Genomic DNA, 26,259 nt, shown 5'->3' with positions numbered 1-26,259 from the left:
TAAAGAGACAAATCATGATTTCTAAACAGTTCTTCCACACGCTTCAGGCAAAGGTGCGCGAAGCGGAGCTAGAGACTGATGCTGAACTGGTCACCGTGCTGGCCCCGGCCAGCGATGGCTATCGCTACATTCCCACCCTCTGGGCGGCGCTGCTGGCGATGCTCACCCCGCTGCTGGTGTTCCAGCTCGGCTTCTGGCTCGGCTGGTACGAAATCCTGCTGGTGCAGTGGTCGGTCTGGCTGCTGCTGAGCCTGCTGTTCCACTGGACCCCCATCAAGATGCGGCTCATCCCGAAAAAGGTGCGCCAGCACCGGGCGGCCCTGATGGCTCGCCTGCAATTTGTCGAGCAAGGGCTGCACCGCACCCGCGACCGGCTCGGGGTGCTGATCTTCGTCTCGGTCGCCGAGCACTATGTAGAAATACTGGTGGATGACGGCATCGCCCAGCATATCGACAACGGCCAGTGGCAGGAGATCATCGACGACTTCGTGGCGCGCGTGCGCAACAAGGAGATCGAACAGGGTTTTCTGGAGTGCGTGGAGCGCGTTAGCGCCATTCTGACCGACGCCTTCCCGGCCACCCGGGATCAAAACGAGCTGCCGGACAGTCTGATCATCCTCGACAAGCCCTGATCCGGTTTAAAAAACCGGCATTCTGCACAAGGGTTAGGCATTCGGAAAAGATTATGAAAAATAAGGGGAAAAGAGGTTGACCCACACAGCCCTTTCCCCTAAATTACGCCCCGTTCCAGCGCAACAGCGCAGCGAACGAAAATTTGGTGAGGTGTCCGAGTGGCTGAAGGAGCACGCCTGGAAAGTGTGTATACGGCAACGTATCGAGGGTTCGAATCCCTCCCTCACCGCCAAATTAAAAAACCGACCTCATGGTCGGTTTTTTGCTTTCCGGAAAACACAAACATCGGTGCCGACAACTGCAACAACGACATAAACAGGTGAGCACTCTCGCCAGACCATCGCCTGTATGAGCAACACCTCCCCGGCACTTCCCATGGAGCAGCTGGTTGGGCATGGGCTTGCTCATCGCCGTTGTGTCATTAGCCGGCATGCCCCCCTTTTCTAACGCTCAGCGACGGGTACCCAGCAAACCACCCTCAGGGCGATGGTGAGGCATGCCACGTCGGCGTCATCTATCTCCTCAGCATGACAGCTTTATGGCAGCCTGAGCGCTCACCACAAGGCTCTGAGCACAGTTTTCCTGTTATCCTCGGCGCACCAGCACCTTACCGCCTCGCGAGAGGCTGGCACAAAAAAAGGCCGCTCAATGAGCGGCCTTCTTCATAACGGGATCAGCAATCAGCTTTCGCGGCGCTTGCCACCGAATTTGCGATCTTTGTTGAAACCACCTTCGCGGCGATCCTTGTTGAACGGACGGTCACCCTGCGGACGGCGATCCTTGTTGAAAGGACGGTCGCCACGGAACGGACGATCACCGCGCGGCGGACGGCTGCTGGTGTTGCCACCGGCCGGCACCTCGGTGTAGCGAGTGATCTGCAGCGGACGCTGGCAAACACGGGCTTTCTTGATCACTTCCAGCACATCGGCGCTAATGCCTTTGGGCAGGTCAACGGTGGAGAAGTCGTCAGCGATGTCGATGTTGCCGATGAAGCGGCTCTCGATGTTCGCTTCGTTGGCGATGGCGCCCACGATCTGGCCCGGCTTGACACCGTGATGGGCACCCACGTCTACGCGGTAACGCTCCATCTCCACATCCGGGTTGTCTTTCAGCGGACGCGGCTCCAGGGACGGCATGCGACGGGCCGGACGATCGCCACGGTCACCGAAGTCACGACCGCCGCGATCGTTGAAGTCACGACGCTCGAAGCCACCACGATCGTTGCTGTTGTTGAACAGCGGATCCGGGATGGAGTCATCCAGCAGCAGCGGTTGGTCGCCCTGTACCAGCTTGGCCAGTGCGGCAGCCAGCTCCAGCGGATCGGCAGAATCTTCTTCGATCAGCTCGTTTACCAGGTTGTGGTAGATCTCGAGCTCTTCGCCCATCATGGTTTCGCGGATGCGCTCTTTGAACTTGGCCAGACGATGCTGGTTGATGTCCTCGGTGCTCGGCATCTTCATCGGCTCGATGGCCTGACGGGTTGCGTGCTCGATGGCGCGCAGCATGCGGCGCTCGCGCGGAGCCACGAACAGGATGGCCTCGCCCTTGCGACCGGCACGACCGGTACGGCCGATACGGTGAACGTAGGATTCGGTGTCGTACGGAATGTCGTAGTTCACTACGTGGGTGATACGCTCAACGTCCAGACCACGGGCAACCACGTCGGTGGCGATCAGGATGTCCAGCTGGCCCTGACGCAGCTTGTCAACGGTACGCTCACGCAGCTTCTGCGGGATGTCACCGTGCAGCGCTTCACAGGCGTGGCCACGTGCGGCCAGCTTGCCAGCCAGCTCTTCGGCAGCGTTCTTGGTACGTACGAATACCAGCAGGGCTTCGTAGGATTCCACTTCCAGCAGGCGGGTCATGGCGTCCAGCTTGTGCAGACCGGTTACCTGCCAGTAACGCTGGCGAATAGTGGTAGCGGTAGCAGTCTTGGAGGCGATCTTGATCTCTTTGGGCTGCTTCAGGTGCTTCTGGGCCACGCGACGGATCTGCTCCGGCATGGTGGCAGAGAACAGAGCAACCTGACGAGAGCTCGGGCACTGCTCCATGATCCAGTCCACGTCGTCGATGAAGCCCATACGCAGCATTTCATCAGCTTCGTCCAGTACCAGAGCTTTCAGGCCGGAGAGATCCAAGTTCTTGCGACGGATCAGATCCATCACGCGGCCCGGAGTACCGACGACAACCTGGGCACCACGACGCAGGGCGCGGGTCTGGGTTTCGTAGGAGGCACCACCGTAGATCGGCAGCACGTGGAAATCAGGCATGTGGTGTGCATAGCGTTGGCACGCTTCAGCCACCTGCAGCGCCAGTTCGCGGGTAGGCGCCAGCACCAGGATCTGGGTGTTGCGGTTACCAGCTTCCAGACGAGACAACAGAGGCAAGGCAAAAGCAGCGGTCTTCCCTGTACCGGTTTGCGCCTGCCCCAGCAGATCGTGTCCCGCCATCAGGTGGGGAATTGCTGCGGCCTGGATCGGTGACGGGCGCTCATAGCCCACGTCCTGCAGCGCTTTCAATACAGGCGCGGCCAGTCCAAGCTCACTAAAAAGGGGCAGTTGTTCGGTATCAGACATAGATTCTTCCAGATTAAGGCAGGCGGCTAACACCGCGGAATAGCAAAAAGGCGGCGATTATAGCGCCACTTTGTTCTGCTGTCTTGAAAAATGTGATAAGCCTCTCAAGACGTTGGCAATTATAGAGGGATCTGGCGAGTATGGCTTGCTTATTTTGCACTCATAGTGCGTTATTGCAGATCACTCCTCGCTGGAGTCCTTGCCCCGCTTGTGTTTGAGCACCGCCATGGTCAGTCGGCTGGTGCACAATAAACGCTCACGTTCGTCCCGAATTTCAATCTGCCACACCTGGGTTGTTGCTCCCAGATGGAGCGGCGCGCAACGCCCGGTCACCACTCCTTCCCGCTTGGCTCGCAGATGGTTGGCATTCACCTCCAACCCCACACAGTAGCTATCTGGCCCCACCGCCATATTGGCCGCCAGCGACCCAAGCGTCTCCGCCAGCACCACGGACGCACCACCATGCAGCATGCCAAGGGGCTGGTGGGTGCGGTGATCCACCGGCATGGTCGCTTCCAACCAGTCGGGGCCAAAAGCGGTGTAGATGATATCGAGGTGGGCCATCAGGGTGTTGCGAGAGGTGGCGTTGAGGCCCTCCAGACTCATGGGTTTACGCCAGATGTGCGCAATATCGTGACTCATTGCGAGCAGACTCCTTATGTAAGCGATGAATGCATACCGATATGAGTGAAACGCCCTCCATCGGCAACATGGTTCTGTTATATGAGTTGTTGGTTATCAGGTGACGTGGTAACAACGCAGCCCCGACCCGGAGCTGCATGTTACACAATCATGCCCTTAAGCGGGATGTCACCAAGGGTAGGTAACGCCGGGCCACTCAGCCCAGGGCACATCTCGTCCCGGCAGGCGGGGTTCTGGCCACTGCCACACACTGGCGAGCCACTCGCGCAACTGCGTCTCCAGCTCCTCATCCGCGATGGGCGCCTCGGCCACCTTCCAGAAGAAGAGCTCCACCGCTACCTCTGGCAACACCGAGGGGTAGAGATAAACCCCACCCCAAAATTGCGGCTCCCGATCCGGGCTCCAGAGGCCATAGGCAAAGGAGCGCTTGGCCAGAAACTCCGACTGCTGCCACTCCAGATCCCTTTCGTGCTGGCTCAGGCTGAAATTGGCCGAGGGCCAGAGATCGTTCGGGCGAAACAGCTGATGGAGCTGCTCGCGCTCGCGCAACATGGCGACAAACTCCACCACCGCCTGAGAGGGAGTGGCGGGTAACAGCAAGAAACGTGGATGCCGATAGGCCTTCGGCACCCGAAACCGCTTGGGGAACGTCAGCATCAGAGCAGCTCCAGCAGGGCTTGCAATGGATGTTTGAGCTTTTCCCCCTCCATCCGTTTGACCTGACTGCGGCACGAATAGCCGGTCGCCAGACAGCGCGCTTTGGGCAGGTGCGCGAGTGGCTCAGCCCAGCTCAGTCCATAGATCCCCTTGGAGTTCTCCACCTGTTTGACGTCGTGACCATAGGTGCCCGCCATACCGCAGCAACCCACAGAGACCGGCTGCAAGCTGGCCCCGAAGCGGCCAAACAGGGTGCTCCAGTCACCGTGAGTGGAGGGCTTGGCGGTCTTCTCGGTGCAGTGGGCAAAGAGATACCAGGGCTCACTCCCCTCCTCGATCTTGGTCTTGTTGGCGCTAGCAGGCAGTTGATCTGCCGGCAGCGAGAGCAGCCACTCCTGCGGCAACAACACCTGAAAATCACCGCGGGCCGACCCCAGCGCCTTGGCATACTCGTCGCGATAGCAGAGCACCATGGCCGGATCCACCCCCACCATGGGAATGCCAAGCGCCGCCACCTTGTTGAGGAACTGGGCGCTGTTGGCGGCGGTGCGGGCAAAGGCGCGCAGGAACCCCTTGATATGCTGGGGCTTGCCGTTGGGTTTAAAGGGCAGCAGATAGGGCTGGAAGCCGAGCTTGCTGGCCAGTTTCACCAGGTCGCGCACCACGGGGGCATCGTAATAACTGGTGAAGGGATCCTGCACGATGAGCACTACCTGCTTGCGCTGCTCGGCACTCATCCGCTCCAGTCCCGGCAGATCAAAATAGCGGGCGCGGTTATCGTGCAGGCTCTCGGCCAGGGTCGGCACCGAGAGCAGCGGCACATCCACCATGCCGATACTCTTCTCGGTCGCCTTCTGGGCCCACTCTTTTTCGAGGAAGAAGTTGACCAGCTTCGGCGCCTTGGCAAGCAACGGCGCATAGCTCTCCACCGTGCCGACGAAGTAATCCTTCGGCGCACGCAGGTAGCGGCCGTGGTAAAGCTGCATAAAGCGGGCGCGAAAATCGGGCACATCCACCTTGATCGGGCACTGGCTGGTGCACGCCTTGCAGGCCAGACAGCCAGCCATCGCCTCCATCACCTCGTGGGAGAAATCATACTCGCCGCGCTGTTTGGCCCAGCTGTTGCGCACCTTGTCCACCAGCTGTTTGAAGCGCACACCACCGGATTGCAGTGCCACCTCTTCCGCCAACGGATCGAAGCCCTGCTCCGCCAGCTGACGCAACCATTCACGCATCAGGCCCGCCCGCCCCTTGGGGGAGTGGCGGCGATCGCGGCTGATCTTGACCGAGGGGCACATGGGGGAGTCGGTCTCGAAGGTGAAACAGAGACCATTGCCGTTGCAATCCATGGCGCGGGTGTAGCTGGTGCGCACCGCGAGCGGGATCTGGCGGTCATACTTGCCGCGCTTGGGGCCATCCACCGACACCAGCTCGGCGCCGCTACCGTAGGGGATACAGATCTTGCCCGGGTTGATGCGGTTAGCCGGGTCGAACGTCCCCTTGACCCGCTGCAGCTCTTCCCACAGCTCGCCAAAGAAGGCGGGGCTGTATTCGGAACGAAAGCCCTTGCCGTGCTCGCCCCACATCAGGCCGCCATATTTGGCGGTGAGCGCCACCACCTGATCGGAGATGCGGCGCAGCAGCACCTCCTGCTCGGGATCGCACAAGTCCAGCGCAGGGCGCACGTGCAGCACACCGGCATCGACGTGGCCAAACATGCCGTAGTCGAGGCCGTGGGCGTCGAGCAGGGCACGAAACTCCATGATGAAATCGGCCAGTGACTCTGGCGGCACGGCGGTATCTTCGGTGAAGGCGACCGGCTTCTTGCGTCCTTCAGCGTTGCCCAGCAGCCCCACCGACTTCTTGCGCATGGTGTAGATGGTCTCGATGCTCGGCAGGTGGTCACACACCTGATAGCCGATGATCCCCGCCTCGCCCTTGGCCAGCAGGTCGTCGATACGGCGGCAGAGCTCCGCCACCTTGGCCTTGTGTTCTGCCTCGTCGGTATCGGCAAACTCGACGATGTTGAGCCCCTGCAGATCCTTGCCGGGCACATCCTGAATAAGTTCTTTCACCGAATGCCAGATGATGTCGGCACGGGCCAGCCCAAGCACCCGGGAGTCCACCGTCTCCACCGACAGCGCTTGCGCCTGCACCATAAAGGGGGCGTTGCGCAGAGCCGAAGGAAAGCTGTCGTACTTGACGTTCACGAGCGTACGGTAGCGCGGGATGGGGGTGATATTTAGTTTGGCCTCGGTGATAAAGCCCAAGGATCCTTCCGAGCCGCACAGCACCCGACTCACATCCAGCGTGTCGGTATCGGGTTGATAGAGGTGCTTGAGATCGTAACCGGTCAGAAAGCGATTGAGCTTGGGGAAGGTCGCCTCGATGTCGGCGCGACGCTCCTTGCCGATGCGATAGAGGGTGCGATAGATCTCCCCTTCCCGATTCTCCAGCGCCAGCTTGTCGGCCAGTCGCTCACCGGTCAGCGGCTCGGTGGCCATGATGTCACCGTTCTCCAGCACCGCCTTGAGACCCAGCACGTGATCCGAGGTTTTACCGTAAACGAGGGACCCCTGCCCCGAGGCGTCGGTGTTGATCATGCCCCCTAAGGTGGCGCGGTTGGAGGTGGAAAGATCCGGCGAGAAGAAGTAGCCATGGGGCTTGAGATAGGCGTTGAGCTGGTCTTTCACCACCCCGGCCTGGGCACGCACCCACCCCTCTTCCAGATTAATTTCCATGATCTGGTTCATATAACGGGAGAGATCGACGATAATGCCGCCGCCCAATGACTGGCCATTGGTGCCGGTACCGCCACCGCGAGGGAAAAAACTCAAGGAGGCGAACGCCGGCTCTGCGGCCAGCTTGAGCATTGCTGCTATGTCGTCCGCACTGCGCGGATAGAGAACCGCCTGAGGTACTACCTGATAGACGCTGTTATCCGTCGCCATCGCCAACCGGCTTGCATAAGACTTTTCGATATCACCACGAAAGGCGCTGCGCCCTAGCAACTCTAGGAACGACAGGGTTGTGGGTGACAAACTGTCCTGGTAATCGAGTCTCGGGATCATGAATCCTTGTTCCCTTATTTTGCTTGATGCCGGCACCCCGGCGACTACGACTGGCCAGCCGCCTGTCAATGGCAATCAGGCCAGTCCGCTCACATGTGAGCGGGCAGTATATCAGCTAGAAAACCGCTTGCGCTTGGCAATATTCACCATTTGAAAGGAGGACTTTTATGGCTCACCACAGCCATGTTATCAGTACGCTGGTCACCACCGAAAAACAGGCGCTTACCCTGTCGCTGTTCGGTTGCATCACCTTTGCCATCTTCGGCATCGGCTACGGCCTCTTCGTCGGTTCCAACGCCATCATGCTCGATGGTATCTTCACCCTGTTCAGCATGGGCATGACAGGCCTCGGTCTGGTCACTGCCTATCTCGTTACCCGCCCTTCCGATGCGCGCTTCCAGTATGGCTACGCCCACTTCGAGCCCATCACCAACGTCATCAATGGCACCATTATTCTGCTGCTCTGCCTTGGCGCTCTCTATAGCGGCATCACCACCCTGCTAGATGGCGGACGAGAGATCGATCTCGGCCACGCCCTTATCTATGCCGCCGTCTCCACCTTTTTCTGCGCCATCATCTATCGCATCGAAGCCCAGGTTGCCGAACAGGTAGACTCCGAGCTGGTGCGGGTCGACTCCAAGGAGTGGCTGGTGGATACACTGCTCAGCGCCACCCTGCTTATCGGTTTCGTAGTCGCCATCGGCCTCGATGCCATCGGCTACGGCCAATACAACCGCTACATAGACCCGGTGCTGGTCTCGCTGCTGGCCCTCTGCGCCACTCTCATTCCCATCAAGGTGCTCGGTCGCAACCTGCGGGAAGTGTTGAAGATCGCCCCCAAGGGAGATGTGCCACGGCAAGTCGAGCAGGAGATCGAGGCGCTGCGCCAGCGCCACGGCATCGAGTGCTACAGCCATCTGGCCAAAAGCGGTCGCCGCTTCGATCTGGAATTGAACATTCTGGTGGCGCCGGGTCAGGAGTGGCCCGTCGAACGTCAGGATGCCCTGCGTCAGGAGCTCTGGTCTCGCCTTGGCGACACCCTGGGCGATGCCTGGCTGTCGGTCTGTTTCACCCGCGAAAAGCGCTGGTTGTAACGACCGCACGGGGGAGAGCGGCACCGCTGCCTCCCCCTGTCGCATCACAACCCCATCACGCCTCGCTGACGCTGCTCTTGCCAAATTGGCGCCAGCCGCTATCATCAGGGCTCATTTTTCACCCGAGGTTTTATTGCCCATCATGGACAATCCCCGAAGTTGCCCTTCGTCTCTCTCTGTCAAAGCCTATCTTTTTCTGCTTAATCAGCGCCTCTGAATAACACCTTTGCCTTGCTGTTACTGCGGCCATCGCGCGCCGTGATCACTCTCTGCTCTGTCTGTTTTTATTGAGGTCATACAATGGAATTGCTGCTGGATCCCCATATCTGGATCGGTCTGTTTACCCTGATCATTCTGGAAATCGTGCTGGGGATCGACAACCTGGTCTTTATCGCCATTCTGGTGAAAAAACTGCCTCCCGCCCAGCGGGACAAGGCACGCGTCATCGGCTTGTCGCTGGCGCTGCTGATGCGCCTTGGCCTCTTGAGTGTCATGTCATGGCTGGTCACCCTCACCACTCCGATTTTGCACCTGTGGGATCACCCCTTCTCAGGTCGGGACCTGATCCTGATGGGAGGTGGCCTGTTCCTGCTGTTCAAGGCTACCTCCGAGCTGCACGAGCGGCTGGAAGCCAAACCCCAGGATGACGGCCCAGTCGGTGTCTACGCCAGCTTCGGCGTGGTGATCGCCCAAATTCTGGTGCTCGATGCGGTCTTCTCGCTGGACTCCATCATCACCGCCGTCGGCATGGTGGAACACCTTGGCGTCATGATGGCCGCCGTGACCATCGCCATGGTGGTCATGGTGCTCGCCTCCAAGCCACTGACCCGCTTCGTCAACGCCCACCCGACTGTGGTAGTGCTCTGCCTGAGCTTCCTGCTGATGATCGGCTTCAGCCTGGTGGCGGAAGGGTTCGGTTTCCATATTCCGAAGGGCTACCTCTACGCAGCCATCGGCTTCTCGGTGCTGATCGAGTTTTTCAACCAGCTGGCCCAGCGCAGTGCCATGCGTCACGAAGCCAGAATGCCACTACGGGAGCGGACCACTGCCGCCATCTTCAAGTTAATGGGCAGCAAGGCCTATCAGGATCAACCGGATGACGATATGGATGCACCGACCACCGAGCCGGTGAGCTTTGGGGAAGAGGAACGCTACATGGTGACGGGGGTGCTGTCGCTGGCCGAACGCTCCATCCGCACCATCATGACTCCGCGCTCCGAGGTGGCCTGGATCGATATCAATGACTCCAGCAACGAGATCCGAGCCCTGTTGCAGCGCGAGCCCCACAGCCTGTTCCCCATTTGTGACGGGGATCTGGACGAGGTAGTCGGGGTGGTCAAGGCGCGCGACCTGCTGTTTGCCTTGAACGAAGGACAATCCTTAAGCGAACTGGCCAAACAAAATGACCCCATTATCGTGCCGCAGACCATCAACGTGATCCGCCTGCTGGCGGAACTGCGCAAAGCCAAGGGGAGCCTGATTCTGGTCTCCGACGAGTTTGGCGTGATCCAGGGGCTGGTCACCACCCACGATCTGCTGGAGGCCATCGTCGGCGAGCTGCCAGACGAGGACGAAACCCCTGATATCGTGCGCGATGGTGAAGGCTGGCTCATCAACGGCAGCACCAACATCCACCATGTGGAACAGGTGCTGGAACACGAGGGGCTGGTGAGCGAGAGCGACGAGTATGTGACCCTGGCGGGCATGCTACTCTCCCACTTCGGCACCCTGCCCACTCCGGGCCAGCAACTGCAACTGCAGCAACTCAACTTCGAGGTGATCGAAGTGAGCGAGCGGCGTATCGAGCGGGTGAAGGTGATGCCTGCCACCGCTTGACCCCGTCACCAACAGAGAGCAGAAGAGGGCCAGATGGCCCTCTTTTTTATGCTTCGACGCCTTATTTCCTGATGGTGTGCGCTGATTACTGCATCACGCGCAATTCTCTTGTGCAATTACCCCTCTTTTTCACAACAAGATAGCGGCATAAAGTGGCCTCACTTCCACCATGAGGAACTCAAGATGAGCCACGATCACCTGTTCTGCCCGCTGCGCCTCGGTCAGTTGCACCTTGCCAACCGCATCGTCATGCCCCCCATGACCCGTTCCCGTGCCAGTCAGCCGGGTGATGTGGCCAACGCCATGATGGCGAACTACTACGCCCAGCGCGCCGAGGCGGGTCTGATCATCAGTGAAGGCACCCCAATCGACCCCATGGGCAAGGGCTATGCCTGGACGCCGGGGATTTACAGCGCCGAGCAGATCGCTGGCTGGAAGCTTGTGACCGATGCCGTGCACGCCAAGGGGGGCACCATCTTCGCCCAGCTCTGGCACGTGGGCCGGGTCACCCATCCGGACAACATCGGCGGTGCCCAACCCATCTCCGCTTCAGCTCTGCCCGCAGTGGGCGTCAAGGTGTTCGTCGATAACGGCAGCGATGCGCCGGGCTTTGTCGAGACCGTCACCCCGCGCGCCATGACCCAGACCGATATCGATGCGGTAGTGGGCCAGTTCCGTCAGGCGGCTCGCAACGCCATCAGCGCCGGTTTTGACGGCATCGAGCTGCATGCCGCCAACGGTTATCTGATCAACCAGTTCCTCGACTCCGAATCCAACGCCCGCACCGACAGTTACGGCGGATCGCTGGAAAACCGGCTGCGCTTCCTCAAAGAGGTGACCGAGGCGGTCAGTAGTGAAATCGGGGCCGACCGGGTCGGGGTGCGTCTTGCGCCGCTCACCACCCTCAACGGCACAGTGGATGCAAACCCGCAGGAGACCTATCTGGCGGCCGCCCGCCTGCTTGGCCAGCTCAACGTGGTCTACCTGCACATCGCCGAGGCGGACTGGGACGATGCTCCCCTGATGCCGGAGAACTTCAAGCAGGGCCTGCGGGATGCCTTCCCCAACACCCTGATCTATGCCGGTAAATATGACGGGGAGCGTGCTCGTGCCGCCCTCGACGCGGGCTGGGCCGACATGATTGGTTTTGGCCGCCCCTTCATCGCCAATCCGGACCTGCCGAACCGGCTGCGCCACGGCTATCCGCTGGCCCCCCACGATCCGGCAACCCTGTTTGGCGGCGGCGAGAAGGGGCTGACCGACTACCCCGTCTATCAGGCTGACGACGCAGCGGCCAGCCGCTGATTGCCCATGGCCAACCGGCCACGTAACGCAGGCCCCACAGATTGGGGCCTGCCGTATTGTTGCCCATTCGCAGCAGTGGCAGTTTCACGGCCTTGCTGTTGCAAAGATCTCGTTGCTATCTCCCCTCGCTTTTACAAGGAGTCATCATGGATCACACCCAAGCCTGGTGCTGGCATGCCCCCGGTGAACCGACCCAGCTTACCCTCGCCGCGCTGCCCCTGACACCGCTCGCTCCTGACGAGGTGCTGGTGGCCAACCGGGTCATCGCCTTCAATCCCGTGGACTGGAAGCTGATCGAATACGGCCACTCCAACTGGCAGGATGGTCAGGTGCCCGGTGTCGATGGCATGGGCACTATCGTGGCCCTCGGCACCAACGTCAGCCATCTGCGCCTCGGTGCCCGGGTCGCCTATCACACCGACCTGCGCCACCACGGCAGCTTTGCCCGTCACACCAGAGTGCCCGCCCGCGCGCTGCTGCCGGTACCCGATGCCCTGAGTGACGAGGCGGCCGCCGCCCTGCCCTGCCCAGGCCTCACCGCCTGGCAGGCTCTGGCCAAGCTGCCGCGCCTGCACGGGGAAGCGCTGCTCATTACCGGTGCCGGTAGCAGTGTGGGTCGCTTTGCAGTGCAGCTCGCCCTTAAACAGGGAGCGCGGGTCTTTGCCAGCGTCAGTCCACGCCACCATCACTGGCTCAAACAGATCGGTGTGCAGGGTGTAGCCGATTATCGGGATCCCGACTGGCTGGCCACCTTGCAGGCCGCCAACGGCAACGAGCCGTTCGAGGGGATCATTGATCTGGTCTCCAGCCAACAGGCAGAGAGCCTGCTGCCAGCCCTTGGCTACTACGGCCATATGGTGACTGTGCTCGGGCGCATCCCGCACAATCCGCTGCCCGCCTTTGCCCATTGCCATTCGTTGCACGAGATTGCGCTGGGCGCCCAGCACGCCTTTGGCACCGACAAGCAGTGGAGCCGACTGGTGGCCGCCGGTGTTGCCATGATGGAGCAGATGGCGAGCGGCGAGCTGACCCTGCCGCCGCTGATGGTCGGCAATTTCGAGGCGCTGCCCACCCTGCTCGAGCGCTTCAAGCGTGAAGGACAGGGCGAGAAGTTTCTGGTGCGAGTGGCATAACGCTGACCTTTCCCGATAACCACACCAGTCTTTGAAATAAGAGAGGCCCGCCAGTAATGGCGGGCCTCTCTTTATATAGTGCATGTCATCTCGACTTCATTGGCGCCTGACTCAGTGCAAGATCACCCCGTGAGTCGCGGCATAACTGCGGATCTCACGGGTCAGCCGTGCTTTGTCGGCCAGAGACAGCCAGCTCGCCTCAACGGCATTGAGCGACAAGCGGCAGAGCTGGCTCATGGTCGCGCCAAGGCCATCGGCCAGCGCCGCAAAGTTGGCATTCATATAGCCGCCAAAGTAGGCGGGATCGTCCGAGTTGATGGTGACGCAGAGCCCCTGCTCCAGCAGCCGCAACACATTGTGCTGGGCCATATTGCCGAACACCTTGAGCCGGGTGTTGGAGAGGGGGCATACGGTGAGCGGCAAGCGGGTATCCGCCAGATAGCGCAGCAGCTCGGGATCGTCGGCCGAGCGCACCCCGTGATCGATGCGGCATACCTTCAGCTCGTTGATCGCCTGCCAGATGTAGTCGGCAGGGCCCTCTTCACCTGCGTGGGCCACCACCGGCAGCCCCAGCTCGCGGCATTTGGCAAAAATCCGGGCAAACTTGGTTGGCGGATTACCCTTCTCCCCCGAGTCAAGGCCGATGCCGTGAATGCGTGACAGGAAGGTCTCAGCCTCTGCCAACGTAGCGAACGCTTCATCCTCGCTGAGGTGGCGCAAAAAGCTCATGATCAGCCGCCAGCTGATGCCAAACTCCTTCTCCCCGCTCTGCAGCGCCCGCTCGATACCGCCCAGCACAGTAGCAAAGGGGATACCGCGGGCGGTGTGGGTCTGCGGGTCGAAGAAGATCTCCACATGCACCACCTTGTCGGCAGCGCACCGCTCAAGATAAGCCCAGGTGAGGTCGAAGAAGTCCTGCTCGGTCACCAGCACGCTGGCGCCGCGATAGTAGAGGTCGAGAAAGGATTGCAGGCAGTCAAAGTCATAGGCGGCGCGCACGCTGGCCACGTCGGGCCAGGGCAATGGCACACCGTTGCGGCGGCCCAGCTCAAACATCAGCTCGGGTTCGAGGCTGCCCTCGATATGCAGGTGCAGCTCCAGTTTCGGCAGTCCGGCGATAAATTGCGCGGCGGTGAGGTGTTCGGGGGTGACTGGCTTGGGAATCGGGGTGTCCATAGCGACGGCTCCATCAGCAAAGTGATCCGGCGTCAGCCCCTCCACCAGACTGACCCGACGGCAGCTTTATTGTGCACCGAAGTGGCGAGACAGGGGAGACTTGTCATCAAACAGACTTATAATGGCGTCACAAAAATCATAAATGATTGAACATCTTAACGATTGGCGGCTCGCCTGCGCCCTGACAAGGAGTTTTCATGAAGAAGAACGTCATCTGCGATATCGACGGTGTCATCCTGCACAACAACGATCTCATCCCCGGTGCCGACCGTTTCGTCCATCGCCTGCTGGAGCAGGGCAGCAAGCTCTTGTTCCTCACCAACTACCCGGCCCAGACCCAGAAAGATCTGCAAAACCGCTTCCGTTCCGCAGGTATCGAAGTGCCGGAGGAGTGCTTCTACACCTCCGCCATGGGTACCGCCGACTTTCTCAAGCGACAGGATGGCAAGAAGGCGTATGTGATCGGTGAAGGGGCACTGACCCACGAGCTCTACAAGGCCGGTTTCACCATCACCGATATCGACCCGGACTTCGTGGTGGTGGGCGAGACCCGCAACTACAACTGGACCATGATGCAACAGGGGGCCAAGTTCGTCGATCAGGGGGCCCGCTTTATCGCCACCAACCCCGATACCCACGGCCCCATGATGCACCCGGCCTGCGGCGCCCTGTGCGCCCCCATCGAGCGGATGACCGGCAAGAAGCCGTTCTATGTCGGCAAGCCGAGCGCCTGGATCATCCGTGCGGCGCTCAACCGGATGGAGGCCCACTCCGACGACACCATCATCATCGGCGACAACCTGCGCACCGACATTCTGGCGGGCTTTCAGGCCGGTCTCGAGACGGTGCTGGTGCTCTCCGGGGTGAGCAAGGTCGCCGATATAGACCGCATGCCGTTTCGGCCGAATCACATCTTCGACTCCGTGGTTGACATCGATATCGTCTAATCACCACCCAAGCGTTAAACAGGGCAGGTCTCTCCTGCCCTTGCAGGATTGTTATGGAACCCATTCTGATCGCCGTGGCCTTTGGCTGCGGCATGGTAGTCAATCTGATTGGCCTGCCCCCCCTGCTCGGCTTCCTGGCCGCCGGTTTTATCCTCAACGGCATGGGATATGAAAATACCCCCGCCCTAAGCGAGGTGGCCGATCTCGGCGTCACCCTGCTGCTGTTCACCATCGGCCTCAAGCTCAATATCAAAACCCTGATGCGGCGCGATGTGTGGGGCACCACCAGCCTGCACCTGCTGCTCTCCACCCTGCTCTTTACCGTAGTGCTGCTGGTCTGCAAGGGACTGGGGCTTGAACTTGCCCTGTCGCTGGACTGGAAACTGGCGCTGCTGCTGGGCTTTGCCCTCTCCTTCTCCAGCACCGTCTTTGCGGTCAAGGTGCTGGAAGATCGCAGCGACATGAATGCCCTCTACGCCCGCATCGCCATCGGGGTGCTGGTCATGCAGGATGTGTTCGCCGTGGCGTTTCTGGCCTTCTCCAGCGGCAAGTGGCCCAGTATCTGGGCGCTCTGGGTACTGGGATTGCCGCTGCTGCGCCCGCTGCTGTTCAAGCTGCTGGAGCGGGCCGGGCACGGCGAGCTGCAGGTGCTGTTCGGGGTGTTTTTGGCGCTGGTGGTCGGGGCTGCCGGTTTTGAAGTGGTCGGCCTCAAGCCGGATCTGGGGGCCCTCATCATCGGCATGCTGCTCGCCTCTCATCCGGCTGCGGCGGGGCTTGCAAAGGCGCTCTTCAACCTCAAAGACCTCTTTCTGGTCTGCTTTTTTCTCACCATCGGTCTCAACGGCCTGCCGACCCACGACACCATGTTGCTGGCACTGGCGCTGGTGCTGGCCCTGCCTCTCAAAAGTGTCCTCTACTATCTGGTCTACAGCGGCGCCCACCTGCGGGTGCGTACCGCACTGCTCTCGACCCTGGCGCTCACCAACTTCTCGGAGTTTGGCCTCATCGTCGCCGCCATTGCCGCCAAGGCGGGCTGGCTCTCCCACGAGTGGCTGGTTGCGGTCTCGCTTGCACTGGCGGCGAGCTTTATGATCTCTGCCCCGCTCAATGCCCAGAGCGAGCGCATTTACCACCGCATCGGCCACTGGCTGCGGGGGCTACAGGCGAGCAACCTCCATCCGGAAGACAGACCCATCGAATTGGGCGATGCCGAGGTGATCATCCTCGGTATGGGACGGATCGGTCAGGGGGCCTACTTCGAGCTGGAGAACAAGTACGGCAACGTCATCCTCGGGGTGGAGAACGACAGCGAGAAACTGCCCACCCTGCGAGCCCAGGGGATGAACGTCATCGAGGGGGATGCCACCGATACCGACTTCTGGGACAAGGTGCTGCTCTCCAATCAGGTCAATCTGGTGCTGCTGGCGATGCCCCACCACTCGGGTAACCTCTACGCCATCGAGAAGCTGCGCAGCCACGGGTTCAACGGCAAGATCGCCGCCATCGTCCGCTTCGAGGATGATATCGCCTCCTTGCAGGAGCAGGGGGTGGATGCGGTGTTCAACGTCTACAACGAAGCGGGCAGCGGCTTTGCTCGCCATGTGATCCGCCGCTTGCAGCCGCTTTGAGTCGTCGGCCAGCAGCCCTTGGCAAGGGCTCTTGGCAAGGAGGAACGCATCGTTTAAGTTATGCACAACCTCGTTTAATAAAACGAACAAACGCGGGGCCGGGATGGCCCCGCGTTCCTATCTGCAGAAGCCAAGGAGGCACCATGAAGACCCTCAACGACTGGATTTTGCCGGGCCGCCACGAGGTAGCCCCTACCCCGCTGATGCCAGCCCCCGAGCGCATTAAAGCGGGCAACCCGGCGCAAACGGTGTGGAACCACTACTCCGACCCCAGCCAGCAGTTTCACGTGGGCTTCTGGGCTTGCGAGCCTGGCCGCTGGGCCATCCACTACACCGAGCACGAGTATTGCCAGTTGCTGGAGGGGGATGTGGTGATCCACGACAGTCTGGGCGGCCAGCTAGCCCTCAAACCCGGCGATCAATTCGTGATTCCCGCCGGTTTTGTCGGCGAGTGGGAGACCCTTACCCCCTGTCGCAAGGTCTATGTGATCTTCGAACCCGCCTCTGCTTGACGTTCACGTCACCCAGCCCTGTTGCAGCAGCCCTTATCCTGTTGATCCGCTTGACGCTTACGGCATGATTTTCTGCGGTTTTCCCGCTTGCAAAAGGTTTTTCCGCTAGGCATTGTGTCTGACGAGGAATGTAAATGGAATTTCGAGCCCAAACGTGGGGGGCTCATATAAAAATCAAGAGGATTACCGCCAATGTGTTCAATTTTCGGCATTCTGGATATCAAGTCCGATGCAGTAGCCCTGCGCAAATCGGCGCTGGAGATGTCCAAGCGACTGCGTCACCGCGGGCCTGACTGGTCCGGCGTTTACAGCTCCGACAAAGCCATTCTGGTGCACGAGCGTCTGGCCATCGTCGACCCGGGCAATGGCGCCCAGCCGCTCTACAACCCCGAGCGCACCCATGTGCTGGCGGTCAACGGCGAGATCTACAACCACAAAGAGCTGGAGAAGAGCCTCAAGGTCGACTTCCAGTTCCAGACCAAATCCGACTGTGAAGTGCTGCTGGCTCTCTACAAGGAGAAGGGTCCGGCGTTTCTTGACGATCTCAACGGCATCTTTGCCTTCATTCTTTATGACGCCGAACAGGATGCCTACCTGATTGGTCGCGACCACATGGGGATCATCCCCCTCTATACCGGCCGCGACGAGCACGGCAACTTCTATGTCGCCTCCGAGATGAAGGCGCTGGTACCGGTCTGCAAGAGCGTCGAAACCTTCCCGCCAGGACACTACCTGTGGAGCAAGGATGGCGAGCTCAAACAGTGGTACAAGCGCGACTGGATGGAGTACGCCGCGGTCGAGCACAACGTCAGCGACAAGGCCGAGCTGAAAGCGGCGCTGGAAGCGGCGGTCAAACGCCAGCTGATGTGCGACGTGCCTTATGGCGTGCTGCTCTCCGGCGGGCTGGACTCCTCCGTCATCTCCGCCATCACCAAGCTCTATGCGGCGCGCCGCATCGAGGACGATGGCAAGAGCGAAGCCTGGTGGCCGCAACTGCACTCCTTCGCCGTGGGGCTGGAAGGGTCGCCGGATCTCGCCGCCGCCCGCAAGGTGGCTGATCACCTCGGCACCATCCACCACCAGATCCACTTCACCGTGCAGGAGGGTCTGGATGCCCTGCGCGACGTCATCTATCACCTCGAGACCTATGACGTCACCACCATCCGCGCCTCCACGCCCATGTATCTGATGGCCCGCTACATCAAGGCGATGGGGATCAAGATGGTGCTCTCCGGCGAAGGCTCCGACGAGCTGTTCGGTGGCTACCTCTACTTCCACAAGGCGCCCAACGCTAAAGAGTTCCACGAAGAGAACGTGCGCAAGCTCGCCTCTTTGCACCTCTATGACTGCCTGCGTGCCAACAAGTCGATGGCCGCCTGGGGTGTGGAGGGTCGCGTGCCCTTCCTCGACAAGGAGTTCATGGATGTGGCGATGCGCTTGCAGCCCGCCGACAAGATGTGCGGCAAGGGCAAGATCGAGAAGCACATCCTGCGCGAAGCGTTCGAAGATCTGCTGCCCCACGAAGTAGCGTGGCGCCAGAAGGAGCAGTTCTCCGACGGCGTAGGCTATTCATGGATCGACAGCCTGAAAGCCATGGTCGAGACCGAAGTGACGGATCAGATGTTCGAAGCGGCCGCATTCCGCTTCCCCATCAACACCCCGCTCACCAAGGAGGCCTACTTCTACCGCGCCATCTTCGACGAGCACTTCCCGCTGGAAGCCGCCGCCCGCACCGTGCCCTACGGCAAGTCGGTCGCCTGCTCCACTCCTACCGCGCTGGAGTGGGATGCCAAGTTCAAGGAGATGGCCGACCCGTCAGGCCGCGCCGTGATGGACGTGCACCAGCAGGGCTACTAAGCCTGCACGCCAAACCGAGCGGATAACGTCAGATAGCAAAAAGCCCTTCACCATGGTGAAGGGCTTTTTCATCTCCCCGCGGTCGCGCCCGCCAAATCACATCAGACCATCGCAGATAGTTGATTTTTCATAAATATTTAATTTTTTACCGAGTGACCATGCATTGACAGGGAGCGCGTCGATTGACTATGCCTGAAGGGTGATCAACAGGATCACCAAGATGACAACAAGGATCGGGAGGGGGCATGGACGCTAACACTCTATCAAGGATCGGCCTGCTGACAGCACTGCTCGCCAGTCCGTCTGCAATGGCCAATGACAATATTCTTGCCCTGCAGCTGGGCAAGGCGTTCAGCAATGAAAAGCTCGACATCAAGATCGCCGATGCCAAGTTTCACCATATGTTCTGGCGCTGGGGAGACTCGGCCTGTCAATTTGGATTGGGAGTGCGTGGCGAGGCCCAATCAACTGACTTGAGTGTGACTGGCAGCCCAAAACACCAACAATAAAGACTCAATCGATGCAAAATGTTGATAAGTGTGACAAGTGCAGGATCCTTGGCGACATTCAGCCGTCAACACGAGGCACACAAGGCGCATACAGAAGGGAAATAAATAGATGAGGAGATATAACGCGCGGGATGGCGTGTTGATGCGATCCCGCGATTCAAGTCAGTAGGTCACTGCGCATCCGGCTGGTTTGCGGGGGCGGCCTTGATAAAGGCTTGCAACTGTTCGCAGTTGGCGACGATGCGGCGGATAGTGGGGTAATCGTCCAGGGTCATGTCGTAGCGGCGGGCGTTGTAGACCTGGGGCACCAGCATGCAGTCGGCCAGGGTCACTTCGTTGCCGACGCAGTAGACACCGGCGGTGGTCATCAACAGCTGTTCGAGGGCGGTGAAGGTCTCGTCAATCCAGTGGCGATACCAGCGGGCCTCCTGCTCGTTGTTGGCCCTGAAGTGCTCTTCCAGATAGTTGAGTACCCGCAGATTGTTGAGCGGGTGAATATCACAGGCGATCATGTTGACGATCTGGCGCACCCGTGCCCGCGCGTCGGGGGAAGAGGGCATCAGTGAGTAGGCGGGATAGGTCTCGTCGAGGTACTCCATGATGGCGACCGACTGACCGATCTGCACATCGCCATCCACCAGAAACGGCACCAGCCCTTGCGGGTTGATCCGGCGATAGGCCTTCTCGCTCTGCTCGCCTTGCCGCAAATTGATGGGATGCTGCTCGTAGGCGAGCCCCTTGAGCTGCAACACGATCCGCACCCGAAAACTTGCCGATGAACGCCAATAGCCAAACAACTGCAACATAATCTGTCCCTGCTTTTTATCTGGGCCCGAAGCCCGGCAGGTGCTCGCCACCTGCCTCCTTGTGTATCCGGCACCGGTTGAGGGCTCGTCGTGATCCGGAAATATCCCGAATATCCTTGCCGCCAACCGGCGCTGGTCATCAACCTCCCTGACCGCTCGCTGGCACCACCCGTTGAGAGATGGTGCCAAACAGGTTTTGGCCAGAGCGATCTTCCATCGCGATCGACACTCTATCACCAAACTGCAAATAGGGGGTTATAGCTTGATCACAATCAAGAATTTCCAGCATGCGGCGCTCGGCGATGCAGGATGAACCGGCGCTGCGATCGTAGTTGGAGACGGTGCCCGAGCCGATGATGCATCCCGCACCAAGGGGGCGGGTCTTGGCCGCATGGGCAATCAGCTCGAAGAAGTTGAAGGTCATGTCCACCCCGGCTTCGGGCGCACCAAACAGGGCACCGTTGAGGTGGGTCAGAAGCGGCAGATGGACCTTGCCATCACGCCAGTCATCGCCGAGCTCATCCGGAGTGATGGCCACCGGCGAGAAGGCGCTGGACGGTTTGGACTGGAAGAAGCCAAAGCCCTTGGCCAGCTCCCCCGGGATCAGGTTGCGCAGGCTCACATCGTTGACCAGCATCAGCAATTTGACGTGGCTGGCAGCCCCCTGCGGGCTCACCCCCATCGGCACATCGTCGGTGATGATGGCCACTTCCGACTCGAAATCGATCCCCCACTCCTCGGAGCCCATGACAATCGGCCCACGGGGGGCGAGGAAGCTGTCGGAGCCCCCCTGATACATCAGCGGATCGTGCCAGAAGCTTTCCGGCATCTCGGCGCCGCGGGCCTTGCGCACCAGCTCCACATGGTTGACGTAGGCGCTGCCATCGGCCCACTGGTAGGCGCGCGGCAGCGGAGAGAGGCAAGACGCTTCGTCAAAGGCGAACGCCTCGGCCACGCGGCCTTCGTTAAGCTGCTGATAGACAACCTCCAGCCTGGGGGCAACCTCGGCCCACTCGTCGAGGGCGGCCTGCAGGGTGGGAGCAATCTCGCTCACCCGTACCGCCCGGCTCAGATCCCGGCTCACCACCACCAAAACGCCATCGCGCTTGCCATTGTTCAATGTTGCCAATTTCATAAGCGATTCCTTATTTGCCGGCAGCAGCGTCCGGTCGCTGCCAGCTGGAGACATACCGGGTGTTCTCGATCCCTTCGCACAGACTGCCAACGTTCAGCGCATCGCGGGTATCGAGCATGACCGCCACCTCGTCGGTGAACTTCTTGGCATAGGCCTGCCCCGCCGCAAACGCCTTGGGATGGGGGCCGTGGGTGAAACCGGCGGGATGGAAGGTGACCATGCCCCGCTCGATATTGTCCCGGCTGAAGAAATCCCCCGCGTGGTAAAAGAGCACCTCGTCGTAATCGTCATTGCTGTGATAGAAGGGCACCTTGAGGGCGCCGGGATCGCTCTCGATGGGGCGCGGCACGAAGGTACAAATCACGAAGCGGCTCGCCACAAAGGTCGAATGAGCCGACGGCGGCAGATGGTAGCGATGGCTCATCAGCGGGCGGATATCCCGCCAGTTGAGGCGCACCACGCACAAGTCCCCGTGCCAACCTTGCGCATCCAGCGGGTTGAAGGGCCAGGTAATGACCGACACCTGATCGTGGCGTTTGACCTGCAGCGACCAGGGATTCTCATCCTGCTGGGCCAAAAAGCGTTCGTTGATGGCAGGCACATCCAGCGCCGCCGGGTCAAAGATGGCGTGATTGCCCACCAGCCCCTTGTCCGGCAGCTGGTAGCTGTCGTTGGTCGCCTCGATCATCAGGATGAACAGGGGCGCTGTCGGCTCGATGCGCCACATGGTGCCACGGGGGATCACCACGTAGTCGCCATCGCGAAGAGTCAGGTGGCCGTAGTCGCAGAAGAACTCGCCGCTCCCTTCGTGGATAAAGAGCAGCTCGTCGCCGTCGGCGTTGCGCACCAGAAACGGCATCGCCTCGGAGAGCCGCCAGATGCGATAGCGGCAGTGGGGGTTGCTGAGAATGTCGGGGGCCACCCAGGGGGAGAGGGAACTCACCTCCTCCTGCAGGGCATTGAGGTCAAACAGCCGTGGCCGCAACGGCCCCTCCCAACTGCTCCAGTCGGTGGGGGCATGTTTGTGGTGCATATGGGTAGCGGGGCCGAAAAAGCCGCTACGCCCCAGCTCGCGCTCATAGATGGCCTGTTCCGGCAGGTCAGCATGAGCCTGTCGGGAGTGGGTTCCCTCCCGGTGGGAAAAGTTAATCCAGTTACGCATTGTTCGCTCCCTCTTTGCGGGCACCCTTCTCATCCTCACCGCCATCCAGCACGCCGCGGCGGATCTGGTCCAGCTCGATCGATTCAAAGAGCGCCTTGAAATTGCCCTCGCCAAACCCTTCGTTGCCCTTGCGCTGGATGATCTCGAAGAAGACCGGGCCTATCACGGTATCGGTGAAGATCTGCAGCAGGATGCCATCCTTGGTGGGGGAGCCGTCGATGAGGATGCGCAGCTCTTTGAGGGCCGCCAGATCCTCCTGATGCCCCTCGACACGACTGTTCACCTTCTCGTAGTAGGTATCCGGGGTCGGCATAAAGCCGGTACCGCGGCTGCGCAGGGTGCGGATGGTGTGGTAGATATCGCTGGAGGCCATAGCGATGTGCTGGATCCCCTCCCCCTTGTACTGGCGCAGGTACTCCTCAATCTGGGACTTGTCATCCGCCGACTCGTTGATGGGGATGCGGATCTTGCCGCAGGGGGCGGTCATGGCGCGTGAATGCAGCCCGGTCAGCTTGCCCTCGATATCGAAGTAGCGAATTTCGCGGAAGTTGCCGATCCGCTCATAGAAGTTGGACCAGACATCCATATTGCCGCGATGCACGTTGTGGGTCAGGTGATCGATCTCCATAAGACCGGCATCTACCTCTGCCATCCGGGACTGCCAGTCGGGGTAGAAGACAAAATCCACGTCATAGATGGAGCCCTTGTCGCCATAACGGTCGACAAAGGAGAGAGTGCTCTCGCCGATACCGTAGATGGCGGGAATATTGAGCTCCATCGGGCCAATCTTGCCGACAAAGGGCTTGGCCCCCTTGGCGATGGCGTACTGCTGGGCCTTGCCCGCATCGCTCACCCGAAATGCCATGCCGCAAACGCTCGGCCCGTGCAGGCTGGCAAACTGCTCCGCCTGGGAGTGAGGCTCGGCATTGACCACAAAGTTGATATCCCCCTGCCGGTAGAGCCAGCACTGCTTGTGTTTGTGCTTGGCGACCTCGGCAAACCCGAGCGAAACGAACAGGCTCTTGAGGGCGGCAATCCCTTTGGCATCGGGGGCCGTGTACTCGACAAACTCGAAACCGTCTGTGCCTAACGGATTGATGGTATGGGTGGCGGAAGAGGTGGCATTCATCGGGCGCTCCTTGCTCTTGATTCGGTTAAAACGGATTGCGGCACCCAGCGGCGCGGCAAGTGTTAACAACTTGTTTCATTAGAAGCAGGGCGTAGCAGGAAGAGAAGAGGCGGGTTGCAGATAGTTTTTCGCAACTGGCAGCAAAAAGATGTAAATGGATTGTGACATTCAAGCCACAGCCTTGCGGATCAAACGGTGACGACCCGCAGGACTGTCAGCTTTGCCTTACAGTTGCCAGTTTTTAACCATCAGATGGGGCAAGCAGGCCCGGGCCTTTTGCAGTCGCACAGGCGTCGGATTGATCAGCCACGCCTCTTTCCCCAACCCCAGCAGTGGCAGATCGTGCAGGCTGTCGCTCAAGGCCAATTCGGCATCGAGGGCACAGATCTCCGGTAACAGCTTGTGCTGGCCGTGGCAATAGAAGCGCGGCATCAGGCCGCCAAAACGGTAGTGCATCTGCGAGCCAATGATCCGGTGGGGCAACTGGCCGGGCAGTTGCTGATAGAGCTGGGCTCGCACCAGCGCGCAGGGACTGGCGGAGATCACCCAGCAGCGCGCGCCCTCGCTTTGCAGCAGATCGCGAGCCTGACGAAACAGTCCCGGCCTAGAGCGGCAATAGGCACGCACCAGCTTGCGCCAGCCCAAAGGGGAAAGCCCCAACGTGATGGCCCACCAGATAAGGGAGATACCGCGCCGCCGCTGGCTGGGAAGAAGATAGACCAAGCCACCCAGCGCAATCACTGGCAATAGCAGCAGCGGCCAGATCCGGCGGCGCAGGATATAGCGCAGCAGACCTGCGTGGCTGTCGCCGGGGGCCAGAGTGTCGTCAAAGTCGGCCAGGATCCAGCGCGGTGCACGTCCGTCAGGATCACGCGCTTTCGCTGAATGGATAATGGTGTCAGACGCTGGGCGCATAAGCATCAGGGCGCAAGGGCTGCGATGGCGGCCGTGAGTTCGGGAGTGACAAATTCACTCCCCACATCGGGCGGGCAGACAAAGTCGAACGGCTCGCCCGCCAGGGTAAAACTCAGTCGCCAGGCATGCAGATAGCCACGATCGGCTGACGTACCGCCATAGCGCTCATCCCCGAGAATGGGGGCACCGATGCTTTTGAGGGCAACCCGGATCTGGTGGGTCTTGCCGGTCTGGGGCTTGATGCGATAGAGCCGCAGCCCCTCGCGCACCGACAGTGAATCGAACCAGCTGATGGCGGGGTTATCCAGCGTGCGTGCCAGCATCCAGCTGCCGCCACGCCCCTTTTGCATATCCCCCTTCACCCAGCCCTGCTTCTTCTTGGGTTTGCGATCGGAGAGCGCCAGATACTGTTTACTCACCTCACGGGCCGCAAAAGCCATGCTCAGCTCACGATTCGCCTCTGTGGTGCGGGCCAGCAGCACCAGGCCGGAGGTCATCTTGTCGAGCCGGTGCACCGGATAGAGGGTGAGCCCGGTATCGGCCTTCACGCGATTGACCAGTCCCGGATTGACCGACTCCCAGTCGCCCTTCTCGTCATGCATGCCGATGCCGGGCTGCTTGTCGATAACCAGGAAAGCGGGATGCTCAAACAATATCCGGTACATAAAACCTCGGGAACTGGGGGATAAAGCACGCAGCCAACAGTTGGCGGCGCTCGGGAGTGCTGCATTCTCCCTGCTCGTCCGCCATTTGGCAAACCGGACGGGCGGAGCATAAAGATAAAAAATGACCCCGCCTGCAACAGGCGGGGCCATTTTCGGCCATCTTGGCAGATCACACCTTACACATTGCGCGGGCGCAGGTGGGCGTGCCAGCGCGCTTCCCACTTCTTGAACAGCCAGACGATGACAAAGGTGAGCAGCATATAGAGCAGCCCTGCGGTCAAAAACGCCTCGAACGGACTGTAGTAGCGGGAGTTGATGATCCGCGCCGCGCCGGTCAGATCGACGATGGTGATGATGCCCGCCACCGCCGAGCCCTGCAGCATGAAGATCACCTCGTTGCTGTAAGCTGGCAGTGCCCGACGAAACGAGTTGGGCAAAATGATCCGGGTCAGGGTCTGCCAGCGGGTCATGCCAAAGGCGTTGGCTGCCTCAATCTGGCCACGCGGCATATTGTGTACCGCCCCGCGCACGATCTCGGCGGTATAGGCGGCGGTATTGAGGGTAAAGGCCAGCAGCGCACAGAACCAGGCTTCGGAGAAGAGCGACCAGGCGGCACTGTTCTTCAGCCACTCCCACTGGGCGGCGCCGTAGTAGATGATAAAGAGCTGCACCAGCAGCGGGGTGCCGCGAAAGAAGTAGATATAGGCCCAGATCGGCCCCTTGATCAGCCAGTTGCGGCTGTTGCGCAGGATGCCCATGGGCACCGCCAGCATCAACCCAAGGATCAGAGAGAGGGCCACCAGCCAGACGGTGGTATAGAGCCCCTCCCAGTAGGTGGGCCACTCTTTGAGAATGATTGAGAAATCCATGG

At 60.3% G+C, this 26,259-nt stretch carries 22 protein-coding genes and 1 tRNA gene; 11 read left to right on the top strand and 12 right to left on the bottom strand.

Going from position 1 to position 26,259, the window contains the following annotated elements; genetic code table 11:
• Positions 1-14: 14 nt before the first annotated feature.
• On the top strand, positions 15-632 hold the full coding sequence (locus ACTG2G_RS19610; RefSeq protein ID WP_167569456.1) for a TPM domain-containing protein: 618 nt from the start codon (positions 15-17) through the stop codon (positions 630-632).
• 145 nt (positions 633-777) lie between these two features.
• Positions 778-865, top strand: a tRNA-Ser gene (locus ACTG2G_RS19605).
• Between the two features lie 448 nt (positions 866-1,313).
• Here the strand turns inward: ACTG2G_RS19605 and ACTG2G_RS19600 are convergent.
• From ACTG2G_RS19600 to ydiJ, 4 genes are all read right to left on the bottom strand, one after another.
• On the bottom strand, positions 1,314-3,209 hold the full coding sequence (locus ACTG2G_RS19600) for a DEAD/DEAH box helicase (RefSeq protein WP_199258754.1): 1,896 nt from the start codon (positions 3,207-3,209) through the stop codon (positions 1,314-1,316).
• Between the two features lie 180 nt (positions 3,210-3,389).
• Positions 3,390-3,851, bottom strand: a complete 462-nt coding sequence (locus tag ACTG2G_RS19595; protein WP_216963333.1) for a hotdog fold thioesterase — start codon at positions 3,849-3,851, stop codon at positions 3,390-3,392.
• Between the two features lie 168 nt (positions 3,852-4,019).
• Positions 4,020-4,508, bottom strand: coding sequence for a hypothetical protein (locus ACTG2G_RS19590; RefSeq protein WP_439985129.1), 489 nt, complete (start codon positions 4,506-4,508; stop codon positions 4,020-4,022).
• Positions 4,508-7,579: a D-2-hydroxyglutarate dehydrogenase YdiJ gene (gene ydiJ, locus ACTG2G_RS19585; RefSeq protein WP_439985130.1), complete on the bottom strand. Its 3,072-nt coding sequence runs from the start codon at positions 7,577-7,579 to the stop codon at positions 4,508-4,510. Before ydiJ ends, ACTG2G_RS19590 begins: the two co-directional genes overlap by 1 nt.
• A 167-nt stretch (positions 7,580-7,746) precedes the next feature.
• Between ydiJ and ACTG2G_RS19580 the strand changes: the two genes are divergently transcribed.
• The 4 genes from ACTG2G_RS19580 to ACTG2G_RS19565 all read left to right on the top strand — a co-directional run bounded on the left by ACTG2G_RS19580 (position 7,747) and on the right by ACTG2G_RS19565 (position 12,947).
• Positions 7,747-8,673 (top strand): cation diffusion facilitator family transporter, encoded by a 927-nt coding sequence (locus tag ACTG2G_RS19580; RefSeq protein WP_005361338.1) that lies wholly within the window; start codon positions 7,747-7,749, stop codon positions 8,671-8,673.
• A 300-nt stretch (positions 8,674-8,973) separates the two neighbouring features.
• Complete coding sequence (locus ACTG2G_RS19575) at positions 8,974-10,509, top strand: TerC family protein (RefSeq protein WP_236302840.1); 1,536 nt, start codon at positions 8,974-8,976, stop codon at positions 10,507-10,509.
• A gap of 183 nt (positions 10,510-10,692) precedes the next feature.
• Complete coding sequence (locus tag ACTG2G_RS19570) at positions 10,693-11,814, top strand: alkene reductase (RefSeq protein ID WP_236302839.1); 1,122 nt, start codon at positions 10,693-10,695, stop codon at positions 11,812-11,814.
• Positions 11,815-11,960: 146 nt separating this feature from the next.
• Positions 11,961-12,947: a zinc-binding dehydrogenase gene (locus tag ACTG2G_RS19565; protein ID WP_236302838.1), complete on the top strand. Its 987-nt coding sequence runs from the start codon at positions 11,961-11,963 to the stop codon at positions 12,945-12,947.
• A 111-nt stretch (positions 12,948-13,058) separates the two neighbouring features.
• Here the strand turns inward: ACTG2G_RS19565 and ACTG2G_RS19560 are convergent, their stop codons facing one another.
• A complete protein-coding gene (locus ACTG2G_RS19560) occupies positions 13,059-14,123 on the bottom strand; it encodes an adenosine deaminase (RefSeq protein WP_439985771.1) in 1,065 nt (354 codons plus the stop codon).
• Positions 14,124-14,320: 197 nt separating this feature from the next.
• Between ACTG2G_RS19560 and ACTG2G_RS19555 the strand changes: the two genes are divergently transcribed.
• The 5 genes from ACTG2G_RS19555 to ACTG2G_RS19535 all read left to right on the top strand — a co-directional run bounded on the left by ACTG2G_RS19555 (position 14,321) and on the right by ACTG2G_RS19535 (position 19,576).
• Entirely contained in the window at positions 14,321-15,070 is a 750-nt protein-coding gene (locus ACTG2G_RS19555; RefSeq protein ID WP_005337281.1) for an HAD-IIA family hydrolase, read from the top strand.
• A 53-nt stretch (positions 15,071-15,123) separates the two neighbouring features.
• Positions 15,124-16,698 (top strand): cation:proton antiporter family protein, encoded by a 1,575-nt coding sequence (locus ACTG2G_RS19550; protein WP_005344770.1) that lies wholly within the window; start codon positions 15,124-15,126, stop codon positions 16,696-16,698.
• A gap of 143 nt (positions 16,699-16,841) precedes the next feature.
• Positions 16,842-17,210, top strand: coding sequence for a cupin domain-containing protein (locus ACTG2G_RS19545; protein WP_120414499.1), 369 nt, complete (start codon positions 16,842-16,844; stop codon positions 17,208-17,210).
• 192 nt (positions 17,211-17,402) lie between these two features.
• The gene (gene asnB / locus ACTG2G_RS19540; RefSeq protein WP_158109284.1) at positions 17,403-19,067 is read left to right on the top strand and encodes an asparagine synthase B; all 1,665 of its coding nucleotides are present in this window, start codon (positions 17,403-17,405) and stop codon (positions 19,065-19,067) included.
• A 245-nt stretch (positions 19,068-19,312) separates the two neighbouring features.
• Positions 19,313-19,576 (top strand): hypothetical protein, encoded by a 264-nt coding sequence (locus tag ACTG2G_RS19535; protein WP_421387412.1) that lies wholly within the window; start codon positions 19,313-19,315, stop codon positions 19,574-19,576.
• 170 nt (positions 19,577-19,746) lie between these two features.
• Here ACTG2G_RS19535 and maiA read toward each other — a convergent pair whose 3' ends face one another.
• The 7 genes from maiA to ACTG2G_RS19500 form a co-directional block, all read right to left on the bottom strand.
• A complete protein-coding gene (gene maiA, locus ACTG2G_RS19530) occupies positions 19,747-20,382 on the bottom strand; it encodes a maleylacetoacetate isomerase (RefSeq protein WP_005361400.1) in 636 nt (211 codons plus the stop codon).
• Between the two features lie 139 nt (positions 20,383-20,521).
• Positions 20,522-21,517 (bottom strand): fumarylacetoacetate hydrolase family protein, encoded by a 996-nt coding sequence (locus ACTG2G_RS19525; protein ID WP_421259288.1) that lies wholly within the window; start codon positions 21,515-21,517, stop codon positions 20,522-20,524.
• Positions 21,518-21,527: 10 nt separating this feature from the next.
• The gene (locus ACTG2G_RS19520; protein WP_421387411.1) at positions 21,528-22,679 is read right to left on the bottom strand and encodes a homogentisate 1,2-dioxygenase; all 1,152 of its coding nucleotides are present in this window, start codon (positions 22,677-22,679) and stop codon (positions 21,528-21,530) included.
• Complete coding sequence (gene hppD, locus ACTG2G_RS19515; protein WP_421387409.1) at positions 22,672-23,808, bottom strand: 4-hydroxyphenylpyruvate dioxygenase; 1,137 nt, start codon at positions 23,806-23,808, stop codon at positions 22,672-22,674. Before hppD ends, ACTG2G_RS19520 begins: the two co-directional genes overlap by 8 nt.
• A 225-nt stretch (positions 23,809-24,033) precedes the next feature.
• The gene (locus tag ACTG2G_RS19510) at positions 24,034-24,729 is read right to left on the bottom strand and encodes an HAD family hydrolase (RefSeq protein ID WP_421387408.1); all 696 of its coding nucleotides are present in this window, start codon (positions 24,727-24,729) and stop codon (positions 24,034-24,036) included.
• Positions 24,729-25,388: a TIGR01621 family pseudouridine synthase gene (locus ACTG2G_RS19505; RefSeq protein ID WP_421387406.1), complete on the bottom strand. Its 660-nt coding sequence runs from the start codon at positions 25,386-25,388 to the stop codon at positions 24,729-24,731. Before ACTG2G_RS19505 ends, ACTG2G_RS19510 begins: the two co-directional genes overlap by 1 nt.
• Before the next feature lie 176 nt (positions 25,389-25,564).
• The gene (locus ACTG2G_RS19500; RefSeq protein WP_005337302.1) at positions 25,565-26,257 is read right to left on the bottom strand and encodes an ABC transporter permease; all 693 of its coding nucleotides are present in this window, start codon (positions 26,255-26,257) and stop codon (positions 25,565-25,567) included.
• Positions 26,258-26,259 lie beyond the last annotated feature (2 nt).

The organism is Aeromonas sp. 55A (genome assembly GCF_051919665.1).
GTDB classification, from domain to species: Bacteria; Pseudomonadota; Gammaproteobacteria; order Enterobacterales; family Aeromonadaceae; genus Aeromonas; species Aeromonas veronii.
Note: the sequence above shows the minus strand (reverse complement) of the source record. Positions and strands in the feature narration are given on the sequence as shown.